24 protein-coding genes and 1 tRNA gene are annotated in these 19222 nt (G+C 61.4%); 4 read left to right on the forward strand and 21 right to left on the reverse strand.

Annotation, left to right across the window (positions count from 1 at the left end):
- Position 1 precedes the first annotated feature (1 nt).
- The gene (locus V5B39_RS12515; RefSeq protein WP_332343228.1) at positions 2-1504 is read right to left on the reverse strand and encodes a YifB family Mg chelatase-like AAA ATPase; all 1503 of its coding nucleotides are present in this window, start codon (positions 1502-1504) and stop codon (positions 2-4) included.
- Here V5B39_RS12515 and V5B39_RS22200 point away from each other — a divergent pair.
- From V5B39_RS22200 to V5B39_RS12530, 3 genes are all read left to right on the forward strand, one after another.
- Positions 1491-1991 (forward strand): hypothetical protein, encoded by a 501-nt coding sequence (locus V5B39_RS22200; protein ID WP_434735692.1) that lies wholly within the window; start codon positions 1491-1493, stop codon positions 1989-1991. The two genes, V5B39_RS12515 and V5B39_RS22200, sit on opposite strands and share 14 nt — an antisense overlap.
- 116 nt (positions 1992-2107) lie before the next feature.
- On the forward strand, positions 2108-2446 hold the full coding sequence (glnK, locus tag V5B39_RS12525) for a P-II family nitrogen regulator (protein ID WP_034949401.1): 339 nt from the start codon (positions 2108-2110) through the stop codon (positions 2444-2446).
- Between the two features lie 10 nt (positions 2447-2456).
- Positions 2457-3974 (forward strand): ammonium transporter, encoded by a 1518-nt coding sequence (locus V5B39_RS12530; protein ID WP_332343230.1) that lies wholly within the window; start codon positions 2457-2459, stop codon positions 3972-3974.
- Between the two features lie 197 nt (positions 3975-4171).
- Here the strand turns inward: V5B39_RS12530 and V5B39_RS12535 are convergent, their stop codons facing one another.
- The 6 genes from V5B39_RS12535 to V5B39_RS12560 form a co-directional block, all read right to left on the reverse strand.
- Entirely contained in the window at positions 4172-4690 is a 519-nt protein-coding gene (locus tag V5B39_RS12535) for an O-acetyl-ADP-ribose deacetylase (protein ID WP_332343231.1), read from the reverse strand.
- A 143-nt stretch (positions 4691-4833) separates the two neighbouring features.
- Entirely contained in the window at positions 4834-6402 is a 1569-nt protein-coding gene (locus tag V5B39_RS12540; RefSeq protein WP_332343232.1) for a hypothetical protein, read from the reverse strand.
- Between the two features lie 56 nt (positions 6403-6458).
- Positions 6459-7244, reverse strand: a complete 786-nt coding sequence (locus V5B39_RS12545; RefSeq protein WP_332343233.1) for a 2-phosphosulfolactate phosphatase — start codon at positions 7242-7244, stop codon at positions 6459-6461.
- 50 nt (positions 7245-7294) lie between these two features.
- Positions 7295-7699 carry a hypothetical protein gene (locus V5B39_RS12550; RefSeq protein WP_332343234.1) on the reverse strand — a complete coding sequence of 135 codons (405 nt, stop codon included), beginning with the start codon at positions 7697-7699 and terminating at the stop codon, positions 7295-7297.
- An 86-nt stretch (positions 7700-7785) separates the two neighbouring features.
- Complete coding sequence (locus V5B39_RS12555) at positions 7786-8733, reverse strand: DUF2950 domain-containing protein (protein ID WP_332343235.1); 948 nt, start codon at positions 8731-8733, stop codon at positions 7786-7788.
- 39 nt (positions 8734-8772) lie between these two features.
- Positions 8773-10128: a DUF3300 domain-containing protein gene (locus V5B39_RS12560; protein WP_332343236.1), complete on the reverse strand. Its 1356-nt coding sequence runs from the start codon at positions 10126-10128 to the stop codon at positions 8773-8775.
- Between the two features lie 168 nt (positions 10129-10296).
- Here V5B39_RS12560 and V5B39_RS12565 point away from each other — a divergent pair.
- Positions 10297-10386 (forward strand) — tRNA-Ser (locus V5B39_RS12565).
- A 132-nt stretch (positions 10387-10518) separates the two neighbouring features.
- Here the strand turns inward: V5B39_RS12565 and V5B39_RS12570 are convergent.
- The 14 genes from V5B39_RS12570 to V5B39_RS12635 all read right to left on the reverse strand — a co-directional run bounded on the left by V5B39_RS12570 (position 10519) and on the right by V5B39_RS12635 (position 18247).
- A complete protein-coding gene (locus V5B39_RS12570) occupies positions 10519-10716 on the reverse strand; it encodes a hypothetical protein (RefSeq protein WP_332343237.1) in 198 nt (65 codons plus the stop codon).
- Positions 10713-11180 carry a hypothetical protein gene (locus V5B39_RS12575; RefSeq protein ID WP_332343238.1) on the reverse strand — a complete coding sequence of 156 codons (468 nt, stop codon included), beginning with the start codon at positions 11178-11180 and terminating at the stop codon, positions 10713-10715. Before V5B39_RS12575 ends, V5B39_RS12570 begins: the two co-directional genes overlap by 4 nt.
- A 25-nt stretch (positions 11181-11205) precedes the next feature.
- Positions 11206-11499, reverse strand: a complete 294-nt coding sequence (locus V5B39_RS12580; RefSeq protein ID WP_332343239.1) for a DUF3077 domain-containing protein — start codon at positions 11497-11499, stop codon at positions 11206-11208.
- Positions 11492-11653, reverse strand: coding sequence for a hypothetical protein (locus V5B39_RS12585; protein WP_332343240.1), 162 nt, complete (start codon positions 11651-11653; stop codon positions 11492-11494). Before V5B39_RS12585 ends, V5B39_RS12580 begins: the two co-directional genes overlap by 8 nt.
- 542 nt (positions 11654-12195) lie before the next feature.
- Positions 12196-12549, reverse strand: a complete 354-nt coding sequence (locus V5B39_RS12590) for a hypothetical protein (RefSeq protein WP_332343241.1) — start codon at positions 12547-12549, stop codon at positions 12196-12198.
- Positions 12546-12794 (reverse strand): hypothetical protein, encoded by a 249-nt coding sequence (locus V5B39_RS12595; protein WP_332343242.1) that lies wholly within the window; start codon positions 12792-12794, stop codon positions 12546-12548. Before V5B39_RS12595 ends, V5B39_RS12590 begins: the two co-directional genes overlap by 4 nt.
- Complete coding sequence (locus tag V5B39_RS12600; RefSeq protein WP_332343243.1) at positions 12781-13125, reverse strand: hypothetical protein; 345 nt, start codon at positions 13123-13125, stop codon at positions 12781-12783. Before V5B39_RS12600 ends, V5B39_RS12595 begins: the two co-directional genes overlap by 14 nt.
- Entirely contained in the window at positions 13122-13520 is a 399-nt protein-coding gene (locus tag V5B39_RS12605; RefSeq protein ID WP_332343244.1) for a DUF5681 domain-containing protein, read from the reverse strand. Before V5B39_RS12605 ends, V5B39_RS12600 begins: the two co-directional genes overlap by 4 nt.
- Positions 13521-13539: 19 nt before the next feature.
- Positions 13540-14055 carry a hypothetical protein gene (locus V5B39_RS12610; protein WP_332343245.1) on the reverse strand — a complete coding sequence of 172 codons (516 nt, stop codon included), beginning with the start codon at positions 14053-14055 and terminating at the stop codon, positions 13540-13542.
- The gene (locus tag V5B39_RS12615) at positions 14052-15671 is read right to left on the reverse strand and encodes a YfjI family protein (RefSeq protein ID WP_332343246.1); all 1620 of its coding nucleotides are present in this window, start codon (positions 15669-15671) and stop codon (positions 14052-14054) included. Before V5B39_RS12615 ends, V5B39_RS12610 begins: the two co-directional genes overlap by 4 nt.
- Positions 15664-16092, reverse strand: coding sequence for a DNA primase (locus V5B39_RS12620; protein ID WP_332343247.1), 429 nt, complete (start codon positions 16090-16092; stop codon positions 15664-15666). The genes V5B39_RS12615 and V5B39_RS12620 overlap by 8 nt, the downstream gene beginning before the upstream one ends.
- 191 nt (positions 16093-16283) lie before the next feature.
- A complete protein-coding gene (locus V5B39_RS12625; protein WP_332343248.1) occupies positions 16284-16517 on the reverse strand; it encodes a helix-turn-helix transcriptional regulator in 234 nt (77 codons plus the stop codon).
- Positions 16514-16657, reverse strand: coding sequence for a hypothetical protein (locus V5B39_RS12630; RefSeq protein WP_332343249.1), 144 nt, complete (start codon positions 16655-16657; stop codon positions 16514-16516). The genes V5B39_RS12625 and V5B39_RS12630 overlap by 4 nt, the downstream gene beginning before the upstream one ends.
- A 330-nt stretch (positions 16658-16987) precedes the next feature.
- Positions 16988-18247, reverse strand: a complete 1260-nt coding sequence (locus tag V5B39_RS12635) for a tyrosine-type recombinase/integrase (protein ID WP_332343250.1) — start codon at positions 18245-18247, stop codon at positions 16988-16990.
- Positions 18248-19222 lie beyond the last annotated feature (975 nt).

The raw sequence follows: 19222 nt of genomic DNA on the forward strand, positions 1-19222 counted from the left end.
ATCAATCCTTTGCGAAGCGACGAAACTGTACGGCTTCAGCCACATGCGCTGCCTCGATGGTGTCGCTTTCCTTGAGATCGGCGATCGTCCGGGCCACCTTGAGCAGGCGGTGGAAGGCGCGTGCCGAAAGCTCGAAGCGACTGATCGCCTGTTTCAGAAGTGCCGCCGCTGCCGCTGCGGGTTGGCAGAATCGGTCGATTTCCCGGGCATGCAGGCGAGCATTGGCTTTTCCCTGCCGCCGGAGCTGCCGTTCCCGGGCTTGTGCGACACGTGCACGCACGCTCGCCGACGTCTCTCCGTCGGGGGGCTGCTGCAGCACTTCCGCGGGTACTGCGGGCACCTCGATCTGTAGATCGATGCGGTCGAGTAGCGGGCCGGAGAGTTTGCCGCGGTAACGCAGGATCTGATCCGGCGTGCACCGGCAGCGGCCGCGCGGGTCCCCGTAATACCCGCAGGGACAGGGATTCATCGCTGCGACGAGCTGGAATTGCGCTGGAAATTCGGCTTGCCGGGTCGCGCGCGAAATGTGGATACGCCCCGAGTCAAGCGGTTCGCGCAGCGCTTCGAGCACGCGCCGATCAAACTCGGGAAGCTCGTCGAGAAAGAGTACCCCCTGATGCGCCAGCGAGATCTCCCCAGGATGCGGGACGCTGCCGCCGCCAACCAGCGCCGCCGTGGAAGCCGTATGGTGTGGCGCACGATAGGGATGACGGCGAAAAAGTTCAGGGCGAAATTGCCCGGCCAGCGAAAGCACTGCCGCCGATTCGAGTGCGGCAGCCAGCGTCATCGGCGGCAGCAAACCGGGTAGTCGGCTGGCGAGCATCGATTTGCCGGTCCCTGGAGGACCGGCCAAAAGAAGCGAATGTTCGCCCGCCGCGGCGATTTCAAGCCCACGCTTGGCCTGGACCTGGCCACGCACGTCGGCGAGGTCCGGATAGTGGATGCACTGATCATCTGGTGCCGTATCGTCGACAAGACATTCGGCCAGCACCGCCTGCCCGGTCAGATGCGCGCAAACCTCGAGCAGGGTATTGGCAGCAAGCACCGGCACCTGACTGGCCAGGGCTGCCTCGCGGGCACTGCCGGCCGGGAGCACGAAGCAGCGCCCCATGCCGCCGGCAGCCAGGACCATTGCCAGCGCCCCGCGAATCGGCCGCAGTTCGCCGGAGAGCGAAAGTTCGCCGGCAAATTCATGACCCGCCAGCGCGGTGGCCGGGATCTGGCCAGAAGCGGCGAGAATGCCGAGGGCAATCGGCAGATCGAAGCGACCCGATTCCTTCGGCAGATCGGCCGGAGCGAGATTGACCGTGATGCGCTTGCGGGGAAATTCGAAACCAGCGTTCTGCAGGGCTGCCCGCACCCGATCACGCGCTTCCCTGACTTCGGTATCGGGCAGTCCGACCACGGTCACGTTTGGCAAACCAGCCGTCAGATGCACTTCGACCGCCACCTCCAGAGCGGCCAGACCATCGAGGCCGCGACTATGGACAATGGCGAGCGGCATGACCGTAAAAGTCGCGGAGCAAGATCAGGAGAAGTCGGACGATGACCGGAAACAGCGCCTGCGCGCCAGCAACGGTCGATCAGGCGGGCCGATCCGGCGGATTCTCCAGGCGATCGAGGCGTTCTTCGAGGGCCTTCAGTTTTTCCCGTGTGCGCTGGAGAACCTGCGTCTGGATATCGAACTCTTCACGACTGACCAGATCGAGCTTTGCCAGTCCGCTGGAGAGCAGCGCACGCGCATTTTTCTCGATGTCGGCGGCTGGACTGGCCGCAATGAGGGCGCTCAGACGAGCGCCGAGATCTTCAAGGAATTTCGGGTCGAGCATGGTAGTCACCGAGCGGCGCAAGTGGTTGCAGGAAGTGTCGAGTTTAGCACAGCCAGGGCGCACGACAGGTGGCGCACCAATCTGGTGCAAAGAGCCGGGAAGCTGCGCTATCGCTGTGCAGGATCACTTGCCAAGCCGCACCAGCAGGAAACACCATTTTGATTTATCGAGATAAAAAGTCATGGCACGGAATCTGCTTAAGTTGGCCAGTATTTCCTTGAACCATCCATATTTAAACTTGGGAGGCTTCTTCAGTGCCCCCTGATAAGGAGAGCAACATGAAACTGGTAACCGCCATCATCAAGCCCTTCAAGCTTGACGAAGTACGAGAAGCGCTGTCGGCGATCGGCGTACAGGGAATCACCGTCACCGAAGTCAAAGGCTTCGGGCGCCAGAAGGGCCATACCGAACTGTACCGCGGCGCCGAATATGTCGTCGACTTCCTGCCCAAGGTCAAGGTCGAAGCCGCGATCAGCGACAGCCTTCTCGACCAGGTGATCGAAGCCATCGAAAAATCTGCCAGCACCGGCAAGATCGGCGACGGCAAGATCTTCATCTCGACCATTGAACAAGTCATTCGCATTCGCACCGGTGAAACCGGTGAAGAAGCCCTGTGAGGAGCCAATCATGAGACGCACATTCGCCATCCTCGCCCTGCTCGGCGCCGTCAGCATGGGGGCTCCGGCCTGGGCTGAAGACAAACCTGCAGCGGCCACGGAAACTCCCACGGCGGTTGCCGCACCAGCCGCGACACCAGCCGCGACACCGGCGGCGGAACCCGCTGCCACGACCGCCGCCAGCGCTGAGCCTGCCGCGGCTGCAGCAGCACCGACGCCGGTTGCCAACAAGGGCGACAATGCCTGGATCATGACCAGCGCCGCGCTGGTGATCCTGATGTCGATCCCTGGTCTGGCGCTGTTCTACGGGGGGCTGGTGCGCACCAAGAACATGCTTTCGGTACTGATGCAGGTCTTCGTGACCTTTTCGCTGATCAGCGTGCTCTGGGTAATCTACGGCTACTCGGTCGCATTTACCGAAGGCGGTGGCTTCTTTGGTGTGCTCGACAAGATTTTCCTCAAGGGAATCACCGTCGACTCGGTTGCCGCTACCTTCAGCAAGGGAGTGGTCGTCTCCGAGCTGGCCTATGTGATATTCCAGGGCGCATTCGCAGCCATTACCTGCGGGCTGATCGTCGGCGCCTTCGCTGAGCGTGCGAAATTTGCCGCGATTCTGGTCTTCATGGTGATCTGGTTTACGCTCTCCTACCTACCGATGGCGCACATGGTATGGTATTGGGCAGGTCCGGACGCCTACCTTGACGCGGCAACTGGCGAGGCAGCCACCAAGACGGCCGGCTTCCTGTTTCAGAAGGGCGCGCTCGACTTTGCCGGCGGTACCGTGGTGCATATCAACGCTGCCGTAGCCGGACTGGTCGGCTCGATCGTCATCGGCAAGCGGATCGGCTACGGCCGCGAATCGATGGCTCCACATAGTCTGACCTTCACCATGATCGGGGCTTCGCTGTTGTGGTTCGGCTGGTTCGGCTTCAACGCCGGCTCGGCACTCGAAGCGAGCGGTGGTGCAGCGCTGGCAATGGTCAATACCTGGGTCGCCACTGCTTGTGCTGCGATGTCCTGGATGCTGGCCGAATGGATGATCAAGGGCAAGCCCTCGATGCTCGGCGCCGCTTCCGGAGCGGTGGCCGGCCTGGTGGCAATCACTCCGGCAGCAGGTTTCGTCGGTGTCGTCGGCGCCATTGTCATCGGCCTGCTGGCGGGTGTGGTATGCCTGTGGGGCGTCAATGGACTGAAGCGACTGCTTGGCGCCGACGATTCGCTGGACGTCTTTGGTGTGCATGGTGTCGGCGGCATGCTCGGTGCCATCCTGACTGGAGTTTTCGCTGCGCCTTCGCTTGGCGGCACCGGTGTCTATGACTACGTACTCAACAAGGTCGGCGACTACGACATGACTGCCCAGGTGATCAGCCAGTTATGGGGTGTCGGTACGGTGATCGTCTGGTCCGGGGTGGTTTCCCTGATTGCTTTCAAACTGGTCGACATGGTGATTGGCCTGCGAGTACCGGAAGAAGAAGAGCGCGAAGGTCTCGACATCACCTCGCACGGCGAATCCGCCTACCACTACTGAGCCAGCACAAAGTTCGGTCTCTCCCCTTGAGGGCGCCAATACGGCGCCCTTTTTTCTGGGACAGCGTCGGTACCACCGTGCATGGGCAGCAAACCGATAGTCTGATTTTCCTGCCCCTGTAGTAGATTCCCGCTGGTGCGGGAATGACGCCACCTGGCAATAGTCGGCAGGCGGGATATCTATTCACGGAAATCGCCTCAGTGGCCATGCTCCCCGAGTAGCGCTTCGTACACCTGCAGGTCACGCGCGGAGAAGCAGCAGAAGAGCACTTCCTGGATAGGTCCGTCGGCCTGGAGCGACGAACGCACCGTGGTCACCGCGATCGTTGCGGCGGGTTCGATCGGGTAGCCATAGATGCCGGTGCTGATGCTCGGGATGGCCAGAGTGATCACGCCCTGGGCGCTGGCAAGCTCGATCGAGCGCCGGTAACACGCGGCCAGCAAGTCGGCTTCGCTCCGGTGACCACCGTGCCAGACTGGGCCGACGGTGTGGATGATGTAACGGGCAGGCAGGCGATAGCCGCTGGTGAGCCTGGCGTCGCCGGTTTGACAGCCGCCGATCTGGCGACAGGCATGCAGCAACTCGGGACCGGCAGCGCGGTGGATGGCGCCATCGACGCCACCGCCGCCAAGCAGCGACGAGTTGGCAGCATTCACGATCGCGTCAACTGCGAGCGTGGTGATGTCGGCCTGCAGGGCGCGTAACCGGGCTGGCATGGTCAGCGGAACCCAAAGATTTACTGGTGAAAAACGGTACAGAAAGTATGCCCAGCATTGGGCGAGCAGGCAAGCATGTTCGCTGCTCGAATGGTCGATGGCTCGCGACCGGCGGGCGCGTCCGGTTCAGTGATGCCGCGGCCTCAGGCGCTGCGCAGCTTGAGCCGCTGCGTCACCCAGATCGCGGCCAAGGGCAGGAGCAGGCTGAGTACGATCGACAGGGTGAGCAACGCGCCGAGCTGGCTATAATCTGCCGGTACTTTGAGGGCGTGGGTTTGCGGGTCGCGGATCTCGCGGCTGACCTCGAAAAACTGGTTCAGATACTTGGTGCCGAGCTGTGCAGCCGACAGTGCAAGGTTGGTAAAGGATGCCATCACCGCGAAGTAGGTGGCTTTGAGATTGGCCGGTGCCGAGTTGGCGATCCACGCCAGCATCGGTACCATGGCGATCTGCCCGAGTGGTGACTCCAGCGCGGTGTCGATCAGCGCGATGAAGCGCGCGTCGATGACGCCACCGGTGTGCGCCGCAGTCCATTCGTGCAGGCCATAGTACATGCCGAGGGTGGGCAAGCTCAACAGCGCGTCGGTGAGCGTCAGAAAACCAACGATGTAGGCGATCGAACGTTCGCTCATGAAGCGGCGGAAGGCGAACAGGCCAAACAACGTGAGCACGCTGGCGATCAGCGAGAGCTGCGCAAGGAAGGACTGGTCGAAACCGAGTACGTCGATCATCCACCAAGTGGAACCGGCTCCAGGACCCGGCATGGCGCGAAAGACAAAGATCACGATCGCGGTCCCAAGCAGCGTTCGCCGCGACTCCACGTCGAGTTCCCGGAGCAGCCTGGCCATCAGGAAAGCAACCACCGCGAAGGAGCCAGCGAAGATGATCTCTTCGCCAAAAGCCAGTCGCGAGAGTCCGACCGACAGACTGATGGCGACGAATACTGCGCTACCGCCGAGGATCCACCCGTCGGGCCGGACGGGGACCGGTGGCGGGTCGAGCCCGCCGTACAGGCTGGTCTCGTCAAAACCACGGGCGCGCAGCCGCCGTGCGTCGAACCGTTTGAGCCGTGCCGCCAGCAGCACGCCGGCAACCGAGATCGCCGGGATGACCAGTGCCATGCCAAAGACCTCGGCATAAATCGCCGCCTTGGCCTCCTTCGCCAGAGTTTCGGTGCCTTGAAACATGAACACATTGACCAGCGAGACCAGAATGCCGCCGGCAACGATGGCAATACGGCCGAGGGTCTGCAGCGTGGTGTTCATCAGCCGTCGCGTTTCCGGTGACAGCGGTTGCCCGTGTTCATCCACGCGCGGCACGGCTTCGACGGTCATTGCGTCGGCGACGACGTCCTGCAAGACATAGCCGACCGGCGAGAGCAGGGTGGCGACAACGAACCAGGCTTCGATGGACATCAGCTCAGCCATTCGCCATGGTTCGGTCACCAGGCCGAGCATGATCAGCAGGCTGGTGGCAATCAGCCCGGCGCCCAGCCATACCAGCCCGGCCTTGTGCCGCCAGATCAGGTCGACCAGGTGTCCGAGCGGCATCTTCAAGGCCCAGGGAATCCCTGCCCAGAAGCCCAGAGCAGCGAGGAAGGCTGCGGACAAGCCGAGGGACTCCTTGACGAAGAAGGTCCCGACGATCTCGGTCAGCCCGGATACTCCTGCTGCGACATAGACCAGCAGTGGCGGCAGGTAGGAAAGCCGCATTGCACGGCTGAGTTCAAAAGAGAACAAATCGACCCTGGTTCGGGGAATCTCAAGGCCTAGGCCTGGAGGCGTTCGGCGTACCCATTCTCGTGTAGTCTCAGGCCGTTGCGGAGTTCTCCGAAATGACGCAGGGAATCCGCCTGGCCAGTGTGCGTCCGCTTTAGCTGTAGCTGCCCGTCTGCGTGCGAGGCTTGCAGGGCGAAATCGAAGCGGTTGGGCTGGGCACAGAGAGCGAGATCGCCGATGGGCAGATTCGGGTTGTTGTCAGCCTGAAAGCGGCGACCGAAATCGGAGTTGCGTACGCGGGCGGCGTAGAGTTCCGGGTCGGGGTTTTCGCCGTGCAGCAGTGCATCGAGATAGTCTGCACAGGCGATATCCTCATCACCGTCGCGATCGACCCATTCGCCGGTGATCACGAAGCATACCTCCTCCGGTTGTAACGCCAGCAGCGCCTTCGCCGTGGCACGGCCCAAGACCAGGCTGCCGGCGAACAGCGCCCGCGCGTGGCGAAAACGGCCAAGACCGCGCACCCCTGCGGCGGTGGTCTGAATCAGCGGCCGGCCAGTCAGGTCTGCGCCTTGCAGGGCCAGCGGCGAATTGCCGAAATCAAAACCGGGGATCGGGTCGCCGCCGCCGATGGCGCCGGTGGTGACCGCATCCGGCAAGCGCCGCAGCAGGCGGAAGGCGCCAGCAATCGTTTCCACCGGGTAAATGCTGCTGACGCCGGCGGCGAAAGCGTAGGCGGCAGTGGTGAAGGAGCGCAGCACGTCGATCACCACCACGGCATCGGTGGGCTCGTTGGCCGGATCAAGACGATTCAGGAAGACGCGGCGGGTACGCATGAGGGTAGGCAAGTCCTTGAAGGAGGGATCGAATGCCGTTTCGCAGAGCCTCAACGATCTTTGGCGAGCAGTTCGTTTTCAGACCACCAGCGAAGGTTTGACACCTTGCCACTGGACAGCAGGATGGTTTCCATGGCGCTCGCCAGTCTTTCAACCGTGGGTGCATTGGCAAATTTCTTCAACCACTTGCGCACGAATGGCGTGGCTGGCTCGATGAAACACAGGAAGCCGTTCTCTTGCTCTTCATAGTTGCTGCAACCAATCCAGAGCGGGTAGTCCGGGTTGACCAGTTCGACCATCACCCCCCAGTCTTCGACCCCGACCGTGCGGATCGGGAAGCCATGTGCCGGCAACTGCTGGGACAGGAACTCTGCCAGGCGGAGGCCGTAACGACCTGGGTTGATTTGTTGGTCCTCGCCGGGGTAGGGCGGAAAATCGGCAGAGACGAATTCCATCTGCGCTCGCATGGCAATCCTTGAGGCAACGATCAATGATCAGGGGGTATCAGACGAGCGATCACGATCCGGTCCAGCGTGGCATTCTATTCGGCTTTCTGCCAGCTCTTGTCCGGGTTGAAGCGGCTCATCCCGAGCGCTGCAGTCTCGGTATTCTTGCCCAGGTTTTTCTGAAAGACCGTGCCGTCGTGATTGACGATGAAGGTCATCACCCCGGAGACCCCATATTTCGCTGGATAGGCAACGACGGCAAAGCCGCCGATCAATTTTCCATTGATCAGATAGTCATAGGCTCCGCCCGGCGCATCCTTGCCCTGCGCGGTCAGCATCCGGTAACGGTAGCCATGGTACGCCGTCGGCTGCACGCCGGCGGTTTTCGCGAAGTAGCCTTCGCGCGTCGCTGCGCCAACCAGCGGTCCCAGCGGACTTGGCCGCTGGTCTGCCTCGACCGGCCAGAAAAGGCCGTCGCGAGTGCCCTCGCTGGAGACAAAACGCCGGGCGAAGTCGTTTGATCCATTGCCATCCAGGTCATCGGCAGCATACTCGCGTTGTGCATCGACGATTGCCAGCAGCGTCTGGATCGTATCCAGTTCATTCCGGCCGATACGTCGGTTGATGATTTCCTCGCGTCCGGCCGCTGCATCGAAGACCCAGCGATCACCCCGGCGGACCAGAGGAGCGGGGAAGGGCCAGTCATCTTCGCCGACAAGAACCACCGCCCGGCCATCCGATGCCAGGTTGATACCATGCTTGCGATCATAAGCGGCCAGGAATTTCTCCCAGTCCCGACGATCAGCCACGGCGTCGCCGCTTGCCAGCCAGCTTCGCGATGCCGAACCGAGCACGGCCAGCAGCGCGTTAACGTCCTTGGCGCGCACGGCTTCAGCCAGCGCCCTGACGGCGTCTTCAGGCTGGGCAAAGCTTTGTTGAGCAGGCCTCTGCGTCGTCGGTACCGGTCCGGCAGCATTGATCATGGGTGAGGTCACCAGCAGCAGCGCGAGCGCGATCGCTTGTATCGTGTTCTTGAAGTTCATCGTATTCTTTTCTCCGCAGAAAGGGGGGGACGGACCTGCTCAGCGACCACGGCCGCCGCCACCGCGGAAGCCGCCACCACCACCTCCACGATATCCGCCGCCACTGGAGAAGCCTGCATGACCTCCACTTCGACCGCCCATGTCTGCCCTGCTGGCGCTGCCGCGCTGGCTGGCCTCACGCGTCGAAGCGCCGCTGCCCACTCCAGAGAAGCCGCTGTTGCCCGCACGCTCCTGCATCCCGGCGCTGCGCGGCTGCGCGCCACTCTCGAAGCGGTCACGTGTCGAGGCCCCAGAACCCCGATCATCACCCGGCCGGCGGTCGCTCAACCCGGCGCGCTCCGGTCCCCGGTTCTCTGGTCGCCCAGCTTCACCGCGACCGCCCAGAGACTCGCGCGATCGGCCATCAGCCTGCCCGATGCGTTCGTTCAACTGGTCGCGATCCAGGCCCTTGAGTTCCGTGCGCCCGGCGTCGGCATGGCCACGAAAATTCTCGCGCGCCTGTGCCGCCTGCGCATTGCCGCCACGGTTGTACTGGCGGGCGACATTCTGATCGCGGTAGGCGACTCCCCCGCGGTGATCGACGTTGTGGGTCCAGCGGTTGCTGCTGATATTGGTGCGATTGAAGGAGTTGTAACGATTGACGTTGATATCGACGTTGCCGCGGCCCCAAGCCCAGTTGCAACTGCCCCAGATCGCCGCGCCGACGACCACGCCGGTGGCAAAAGCGAGGCCAGGTGGATAGACGTAGGCCGGCGGGTAGACGTAATACGGTGGCGCGGGATACCACCAACTGCCATAAACGACGGTCGGATTATAGCTGGGCACATACACCACTTCGGGTTGCGGCGATTCGATCACGTAGATCTTCTGGCTGCCCTGCGTCTCGGTTCTCACTACCTGCTGTTCGGTGGCCTTGAGATGGCCAGTCGTGTCGGCTCTGGCACGCAGGCCCTGCACGGTGTCCAGCACGTCCTGCTGCTGCGCCAGGAAGGCGTCGCCGAGCTTCTGCATCCAGTCGAGATTGTCGCTCATCTGCTGTACCACCTGCGGTACTGCGGTCAGCGATTTGACCGCCGGGTCCCAGGACTGCTTGGCCATCGCCGTCTCCAGCGCCGCCCCGCTGACCTTGGGATTGGCCTTCACCCAGCGCGCTGCCTGAACCACTTCGAGGGGATAGGTGGACGCCATCAGAACCTGCGCCAGCAGCGGATCCGGATAGAGGGCGATCGGTGCCAGGAGCCGATCAAGATCCTGTTGGGAGAAGGTCTTGGCCGGTGGATTTCCTGCCGTCGCTCCAGGTGCCAGGGTTGTTTGGGAATGCTGCGCCAGCGCCGGCGACCAGGCGAGCATCAGTGCCATGACAAGCGCACAGGATCGGGTAGGGGTTGATTCCATCAAACATCCTCGGGCGTTAACCATCACGGAAAGATTCAACTCGTATTGACCAGGAGCAAACGACGGACGACGCCTGGCAAGCAGATGTGAGCATAAGCGCAGACCGGTATGCATGGCAAGTTCCGGTTTGGTGTTTGCCCCACCTTCTGTTAGAATCCGCTTCCTTCCGGAGAGATGGATGAGCGGTTTAAGTCGCACGCCTGGAAAGCGTGTTTAGGATGATTCCTAACGCGGGTTCGAATCCCGCTCTCTCCGCCATGAATAGCCATAAACGCCAGTCGTAGCAAGGGTTCCAGGTTTATGCAAATAGGAATCCCATCATGGGTACCATCAAATCTGATGCGCTTGTATGACACTCCATGAGACAAGCCACGGACAAGGACGCCTGACTCACGGGGTGCCGCACCAAAGAAAAACCCGGCGCTTGGCCGGGGTGGCGTCATCGAACCAGACGAGAACGTCCACCAGTGGATAGCCCTTGAAGGTGCGCCGAGTAATCCGATAGCCCTCTCGGTTCGCCATCGAATGCAGTTCTTGAAGCCGCCCGGTTCGCCCCCGGTGCGGCTTTTTTTTGAAGTGGGTCGTCATGGCGCGACCCTCCTGCTGCCTCGATTCTGAGGGACCAGGCAGGGTATTTTGACCTTGAAATCCTGAAAGGCTTGATCGTTCATCGCCAGCGACCATCGGCGCCAGTGTTCTTTCCACTCGGCATGGCCATGCTCGCTGTTACGGTAGATGGCTTCCGCCAACTCTTCGGCCTTGCGCTTGATCGCAAGGTCAAAGCAGTTCATAGGAGGGGCGACCAGAAAACAGCAAAGCGCCCACCAATCGACCGCTTCCCATAGCTTGCGCGCACCCCGCGCACCAGGTGGCCGGGTGCGTTTCAGCGAGAAAAGGAACAGGCCGGACTCCCAAGAAACGGATTCGTAGCGCTCTGGCCACTGGGTACCTTGGGGGATGATTCCCTCCTCCTCGAGCAAAGCGCGCGTGCCTTGATACTCCACGAAACAATCGCGAATGATGTTGATGTGCAGGTCGACCGCCGCCTCCATGCGATCGCTGCCGGTCCTCTCGATGTCAGCCATGACGCACCCCGCTTTCTGTCTGATCCGCTCCTTTTCGGGCTTCAATGAGCGATTCGACGACGGTGTCGACAAGGGCTTTGGCCATTTCAGCCAGGTGCATTGCTGCCAGCGCTACGCTGTTGTCCTCGTCGTCAGATACGTGCGAAGCCAAGGTGATAACCGATGACAAGAACGATGACGCCATTTGCAGAGCGTCATAATCCGGCAAGCCTTCGCGGACGTTGAACACCAGTGTTTCCTGTCCGTGTGGGGCGAAGAAAGCCAGGGGCGAAGTGTCCTCAGCCATGGTCAACCCCTTCCACCGTCGAGAGGAACGACGCCAGGGCGACTGGCAGCGCGAGGGCAGCCAGGGCCAGGGCAGGGATGCCTTCGGGTTCAAGGCTGGCGAGTTTTGAAGCGTAGGGGGATTGGCGCACGTCAGCGCCGGGGATGTTGGGCATGGTGATGCTCCTTCGTAGCGGGTTGTGATTCCGCCTTCCTCGCTGTCAAACGAAGAGGGCAGACCGTGCGGGTTGACAGACCGGACGAAGGGACCGGCGCATCCGAAGATGCCCCGCACGGCCGCCCAGAACGGGGTGCCATGTCGACGGACATGAAAAAAGCCGCGGTGCAGGCGGCTTGTCCGCCTTCGTTCCGGGCTGTCAAACCCGTATCGCTGATGTGCAGCGACAGCGGCAGTATCGGCCAGTCACCAGCAGCACGTCAAGGGCTTGCACAATCGACGCTGGCGGGGTGATCTGCCGTCAGGCCATACCATCCTACCGCGCCACGGAAACGCCCCTGATCGTGGCCGGCAGCTTGCTATCAGCATTGCGCAGTACCACGTCTGCACTTCTCGTGCCAGGAGTGAGTGCTACCCGATGAACGCCTTGCAGATCATGGCAAGGAACAGTTCATGCTTGCAGTTGCTCATGGCATTGTGCGATGCATTTTCTCAGGCGCTTGACTCGTCGCCGTCGAGCCAGACCGTCTCTATGCCTTGTCACCACGCACCGGGCCCAACAACGTTGCCCATCGCATCCTTCAGCACATCGGCCAGCAGGCTATCGTTGCCACGCTCCGACGGAAGCATCGACGCCTCTACCAGCCTCGCCTCGAATTCGCTGGCGAAGTACGCCACACCCTTGTCGTAGCGCGGTCTGTCCCCCTGCTTGACGGGCGAAACGACTGCGATGAAATCGCCGCGCGCCTTCGCTTCTTCGATTTGCTGCCGGTGCTCATCCCATGCCTCGATGGTCGCGCCGGTCAGCGGTTCCGCCAGTAGGCAGAACGCCTGCACGGGCGGCGTCAGAAATGCGTCTTCCAGTTTGGTCAATCGACGTTCAAGAGTGCTCATTGCAATACCTCTTTGGGCAGGAGAATCATTCGGCAGGGGCGCCGGTCGGTACCGGCCAGGGCTTCGACCTTTGACCGCTCCATGAAGGCGTCTTCGGCCTCGTCGGCGCGGCGCTCGATAGCTCTGTCACCGATGACGGCGCGGACAACCTCGCCGCCGATGACGCGGCGGATGATGATGGCGATCTGGTTGGCATCCGGGCGGGATGCCTCAAGTTTGGCCGTGCGGCGCTCAAGCGGATTCATTGCAGTACCTCGTCTGGTCAGGAGAACACGCGGCAGCCTGTAGGGCCTCGTACTGGTCAAGAATGGCATCCCATTTCGCGGATACCGCGCAATCGCCTTGCCACTGCCGATAGTTTGAGGATGTGGCCGGCTGTACTCCGGCCTGATGGTTGGTTGCAGCGATCCGCGCAGCCAGCCAGTCTCGGAATGCGGTCAGGCTGCCGAAATCGGCCAGCATTTCCGCACGGCTCGTTCCCATTCTTTCGAGCGACATGTCGACTTCGCTTCCCACATCGTTGCGGTCCCTGATTTCTTCTAGCTTGTTCAGCCGGCGTTCGATTGTCGTGCTCATTTCTTTTCCAGTGCAGTGATGCGCTGCTCAAGCTCCTGCGTCTCTACCGCCTTGCGTCGCGCTTCGACAATGCCGGCCAGGGTCGCGGCCTCGCCGGGCAGCAGATCGCCGGCTGCCACCGCTTGCAGGATGGCGTTCTGCGCCTCGGCGACCCCCTCAGCAGATCTCGTATCGGGCAGCGACAGGAAGATCGGGCGCTCCTTCGCCGGTGGCACGAGCCTTTCGAGCACCAGTCTGGCCGCCGACAAATCGCCCTCCTTGGCCAGCTCGACGACCGCCTCTGTGATTTCCTTCGCGCCACGTTCCATGATGCTCTGAACCATGATGGTCGCCTTGTTCCGTGCTCCGGTCGGCTTCCCGGTCGGGTTGCCGCTTTCGCCTTTTTTCCAAGTCATTTGAACCCCTCCTGATAATTCAGCCGGATGCCCCGGCAAGGCCACAGAATCGCCGCACATCCTCATCCTGCCTGCACCGGGTCAGCGCTTCGTCGATGATGGCCTGATCGGTTTCTCCGATCTCCGACAGCCCGGCCAGGATTGCCGCTTCCTGATCACCGGCCAGCAGGGTGTCAGGTTGCCGCCGCCCCTGCTCAATCGGCTCTGCCGCCAACGCATCGGGGTAGGCGTCGAGCACCTCGGCATGGCTTGCTTCTGGCGAGAAAGCCACTTCCAGTGGGTTGCGGTTCTCGAAGTGCAACAGCCAGAGCCAGGCCGTGCGGGTTTGCTGTTCGCCGGGTTTGCTACTGCTATTGTTGCTATTCCTGCTACTGTTCCCGCCGTCGTTTTGGGCTTCTGTGGGGTTTGCTACTGCTACAGTTGCTATTCTTGCTACTGTTCCTACCAACCCCGCGCCATCTGTAGCAGGAATAGCAGGAATAGCAGTAGCAAGTGCCACCGGAGAGCGTTTGCGAATCAGGTCCACAAGGCTCATGCCGCGACTCCCACAAGCGCCGGGTTCACCAGCAGGGTCAGCCGCCGGCCTTCCTTCACCAGCCGCAAACGGTCAAGAGCGACAAGCTCGCCGATTGCGGCATCAAGCCGCGATCCATCCCGCAACGGCCCGTGCTGGCGAACGTGATTCTTGCCGACCATGTGTGTGCGCACTCGCTGGCAGTGCTCGATCAGCCAGGAATCCAGCCGCACCGCGCTGGCCATTTCCGCAGGCAGGGCCAGTTCCCCAAAGAAGCGCCGCGCCTCGTTCAAGTGCCATGCCGCTATGCGGCTCGCCCCCTCGAAGGAGTCCAGCCCGATAGCGCCGCCCGTGCCGTGCCCGAATACATGGAACATCACTGCCAGTCTCGCCGCGTTGTCTGCGGATTTGGCCGCTACGTCGCGTACAGCATGAAGGTCGCCGCCGGGTGCCAGCTCCCGCTCGACCTCATTGTGAAACTCCACCCAGGCCGCTTTGGATTCCTGAGTCAGCGTCATCATGGCGGGCTTCAGCGCGCCGTCCTCGCCGATGGGCGCGGGCCAGTTCAGGATCTCCGCAATGCGCCGATTGAAGGCAGCCAGGCGCGGCCATGTCGCGGGCGGATCGGCGAAAGGCCGGCTCCCTTGTGTTGTTTCAGGCCATGCCAACAAGAAGCGCGCAAGGAATCCGCTTCCGCGTGCCAGTGCGCCGGATTGGGCGAAGAAGGTCCGCAAGGTTTCCTCCTGAATCATCAGGCCCAGCGTCAGCCGCGCCCCCCGCACCACAAAGGATTCTGACGTGCGCCGCCCGATGGAAAGCTCTTTGCCATCCCACAGGATGTTGAGCAATCCCAGGTTGCGCATGACGCTATCTTTGCTCATGCCGTGCGCCCCGAAGATCACCCCCGCCTCGCTCGATACTACGCCGGCCGAAGGCCAGCGCTTCGCCAGCCCCCAGGCGAGGTTTTCGGGTGTCTCGTCGCCGAGTAGCAGCCTCGGTACTCTTGGGGCCTCCGGCTCGTCGCGCTGAACTTCCGCCAGCACTGACTGTAGTTCGTCGGTCGGTTTGCTTTTTTTCGATAGTTCCGTGATCGCCTGCAATATGCCGCTTCGCTTCGCCTTCCACGCGTCGTGATCCGCCTCGAAACGCTGAAGAACCGGCTTCATTATCTCGGCTTGCTCGGCTTCGTACTCTCGAATCGCCGTCGTAAAGAAGGTGTCGCACGTCGTTTTTCTCTCGCCGCTGTCGCCCAGGGAAAGCATGAACAAGCTCGCCGGCCCGGACAGCCTGACCGCCCGCTGAACGTCGGCATGTGCTTGGCACGTCACCGACAGCGCGGACAGCGCAGCAGCAGCCACCAAGGGCAAGGGCGCCTGAACGAAGCCGGCCACTTCTTCGACCGCCGCCCCGATCGCCGCCGGCAACGCGTCAAGAGGGTAGGGTTCCGCCTCAGTCTTGGCGGTCAGCGGTTGCGGATCTGGCCATGTCGCCGGGCGCACAGAATCGCCCGCTGGTGCGCCTTCTGCGCCGGGTTGGTGTCCATCCTTCGCCCGATGCGCGCCGCCCGCCAGATCGGCAGCCAGGCGGCTTAGGTCATCAAGGTAGCTGGCCCCTCGATTGATCGACAGATCATTCATGGCTCAGCCCTCCCGCCGTGATCGCCGACTGAATCCGTTCTACTGCCAGTATCAGCCGTTCCCGATCGACTTCGCTGAAGGGTTTCCCGGCCAGCAGCGCCGCCCCAGCAGCGGCTACGACCAGCGCCTCGAAAGAGATTGCCCGCAAAATGTCGATGGCCGGGAACGGCATCCGCTCCGGCTTGCCGAGAGTGATTTCCCGCTCAGGGAACAGGGCCTCGAAGGTCAGGCCCACCGAGGACAAAACTTCCTCGACGCTGCATCCGGCGAAACAATGAACCAGCAGGCGGCCATCGTCCAGTTCCCGAACGAACAAGGAAGGCCCACGGTCGTCGTGCGACGGGCAGCGAGCAGCCCAATGTCCGGGCTTTGTACGCCGGACACGATCAAGTCTGGCGATGAGGTTGTCGACGTTGCTCATCGCCGCCCTCCCTGCCGAATCCAGCCGCGTTTCGGCCGACGATTGCGCGAGGCTTTGACGCTGGCGCCCAGGGCAAACCAGCCCTGCACAGGGTCAGGCGTTGAGGTAAAATCGCTTTTGGACGTAGCAATGCCTAAGCCCGCCCGGTCGCCAGCCGTGGCGGGTTTTTTGTTGGTCGTCATGGTCCGGCCTCACGCAGCGCGGATCAGCTTGCGGATGTCCGAGACTTTGACGAACGTCGAACTTCCGATTTTGACGAGGGGGAGCCGCCCGGCCTTGTGGTCGCGGTAAAGGGTAGCTCGGCTTCGTCCACCGAGAACGGAGGAGGCGGTGTTGAGACTGACAACCGACGAATCAGCGAGGCTGTCGAAGTTTTTGGCTGCGTCAGGGATTGTTGCGATGTTGCTGTTGCGTTGAGACTTCATGTTGCGTTCTTTCTCGCACGTTGGCGAAAAGGCAGCAGCTTTTGAAGCCCGAGCATCGGCGGTGCGTTGAAATGATGCGCATGGTATTTTTTCTCAAAAACCCCCAAAACGCCCCAAATGGCCGTATCAATGCGTATCATACAGACGCGCGCCAACCTCGGTGTGCTCAAAAACTGCTTGTCCAAACTGCAAATTTTTGATCGCTGGCGGGTATTCCCGTACCCGCCAGCAACCTCTCTTATTCTTCGTGCGCGAAGACTTCGACTGCTTGAAGCCCCTCGCTTCAGAAAGAGAGAACATAATACACGATGAGCGGAAGTTATCCACAGCTTCATTAAAAATATGACCATGCGCTTTCCCCTGAAGGGGGGCTAGGCCGCAACGCTGTGGTGCGCAGGGCCTGCCTGAGCTTGCAAGGCAAGGATCTACCCCCCATCGCGGATGTTCCGGCCCGGATTCGCCAGGCTCGATCAGCCGGCTTTCGCGGATCGCATCGGCACCACCTTTCCCTCGCTCGTCACCGTCGCGCAGAACCTCGACCAATCGGCCATGAGCCTGCGCCGCTTCTCGATCAGATCGCCGCGCCGGTAAGCCGCTTCCACCTTGTTGATGATGGTGTGCGCCAAGGCCATTTCCACGACCTCAGAGGGGTATGCGGTTTGCTCTGCGGCCCAATCCCGGAACGTCGACCGGAATCCATGCACCGTAATGTCGTCGCGCCCCATGCGCCGCAGTACCGCGGTCAGGCTCATATCGGACAGCGGCCGGCCAGACCGCGCACCAGGGAAGATCAGGTCGCCGGACCTTGGGAGGGACCGCAGCAGATCAAGCGCCGCGTCTGAAAGCGGTACGGTGTGCTCGTTCTTCGCCTTCATGCGCTCGCCGGGGATGGTCCAGATGCCGGCTTCCAAGTCGATTTCCCCCCAAGTCGCACCGCGAACCTCGCCCGACCTCGCCGCCGTCAGAATGGTGAATTCCAGCGCTCGCGCACCGACGCCTTGCATCTTGGCCAGATCGGCCATGAAAGCGCCAAGCTCTCGATAGGGGAGGGCGGCATGATGTTCGACCTTGGCAATCTTCGTTGGCATGGCGAGCAGGTTTTGCAAGTGGCCTTTCCAGCGCGCCGGATTCTCTCCCATCCGGTATCCCGCCGTCGTCGCCCAGGACAGAACGCTTTCAATCCGGCCTCTCAACCGGACTGCTGTCTCCGTCTTTTCGGACCAGATTGGTTGAAGGACCTTCAACACATGCCCGACCTCGATCTGCGCCACGTCCAAACCGCCGATGACCGGCCCGGCGTAAGTGGCCAGGGTATTGCGCCACTGTTGCCGATGTTTGGGATTGCTCCACGACTCATTGTGCGCGTCGAGATAGGCGTCAATGCACTGGTTGAACGTCATCGCCTTGGCGAGCGTAGCCCGCAGCGCAGCGCGTGCTTCCCGACGCTGGCCGATCGGATCAATGCCGTTGTCGATCTGTTCGCGCAGTTCGCGAGCCCGTCGACGTGCATCTGCGAGGGTCACATCGGGGTAGCCGCCCAGGCCCATGTCGCGCCGCTTGCCGGCAATCGAGACGCGCAGAATCCAGGACCGTGCGCCCGTCGGTTTGACGAATAGCGCCAGGCCCGCGACCTCGCCAACGAAGTGCATGCCCGGCGTCGTGAGTCGCTGCACCTCGATGGCCGTCAGCGACTTGACCTTGTGCCGGCCACGAACAGCGCTTGATGACAACGTGTTTTTCCGTTCCATCATTAGTCCCATCAAAAAAGATGAGATTCTATACTACCCCATAATACAGCATGAGACAACCAGAACCCATCAAACGCTTGCTATTGCTAGCTTCATGACAAGTCATGCGACAGTCGGATACCCCCTGATCATGCTATATGGCGGACGCCATCTCCGCCATGGACCCAGCAATGGCGGGCTTTGTAGCCTGTTTTGAAAATCTATCCACCATCCTATACGCCAAAGTCCGCGAACATGGTCGAGGTCGCCTCGACCGCCAGCGAACTGAAGGGGCCTTGCCCATGGTTGAGGTCGCCTCGGCCTACCGCAAGCTAACAGGCTTCCGGCAATAGTCACAAATCCGGTTATTGGTTTTGTGGTGCCCTCGACCATGGTCATGCCCAAAGCATTGTGCACTGCAATCTCGCAAGTTTCGTACCAGCAAGTCGGGCAAGTGGCGCAAGGCTAGCATTGGCAAGGCCTGCCCCACTTCTCGCTTGGGGTTGTCAATCGCATTGTGCGCTGCAAGGCGTCTAGCAGGGCGCCTGCGGGCTTTTGTGGGGCATGGGCATGGGTAGGGGCTAGGCTTGCGGCTTTGCGGGCCTGTAGCGGGCCTTGTGATGGACAGACGGTGTAGCTTTTTTCTAGGCGGCTTTCGTATGGGGCTAGACCAGCCCCTCTCCACACGGTGACCGTATTTTCCAAATTTTGAAATACATTAGCATTGTCACGCAAGGCCACTTCATAGACATGGAATTGCGTAGCGGCAATTTGTTTCCTGTTGTATGCTATCAGCCGACAGCTTAGAAGGCGGTCACACCACTAAAAATAAACGTAATCGTTCACACCTTCTCAACAAAACCTTCCAGCGTGATGATTTGTATGGGATAGTTGCGGCACTTTCGGACGACCTGAGCGACGCGGGGCGATGCACCTGAGCAGACATGACCTTTTCCAGATGGACGACGAGTGGCTGAA

It is taken from the genome of Accumulibacter sp., from assembly GCF_036625275.1.
Taxonomy (GTDB): Bacteria; Pseudomonadota; Gammaproteobacteria; order Burkholderiales; family Rhodocyclaceae; genus Accumulibacter.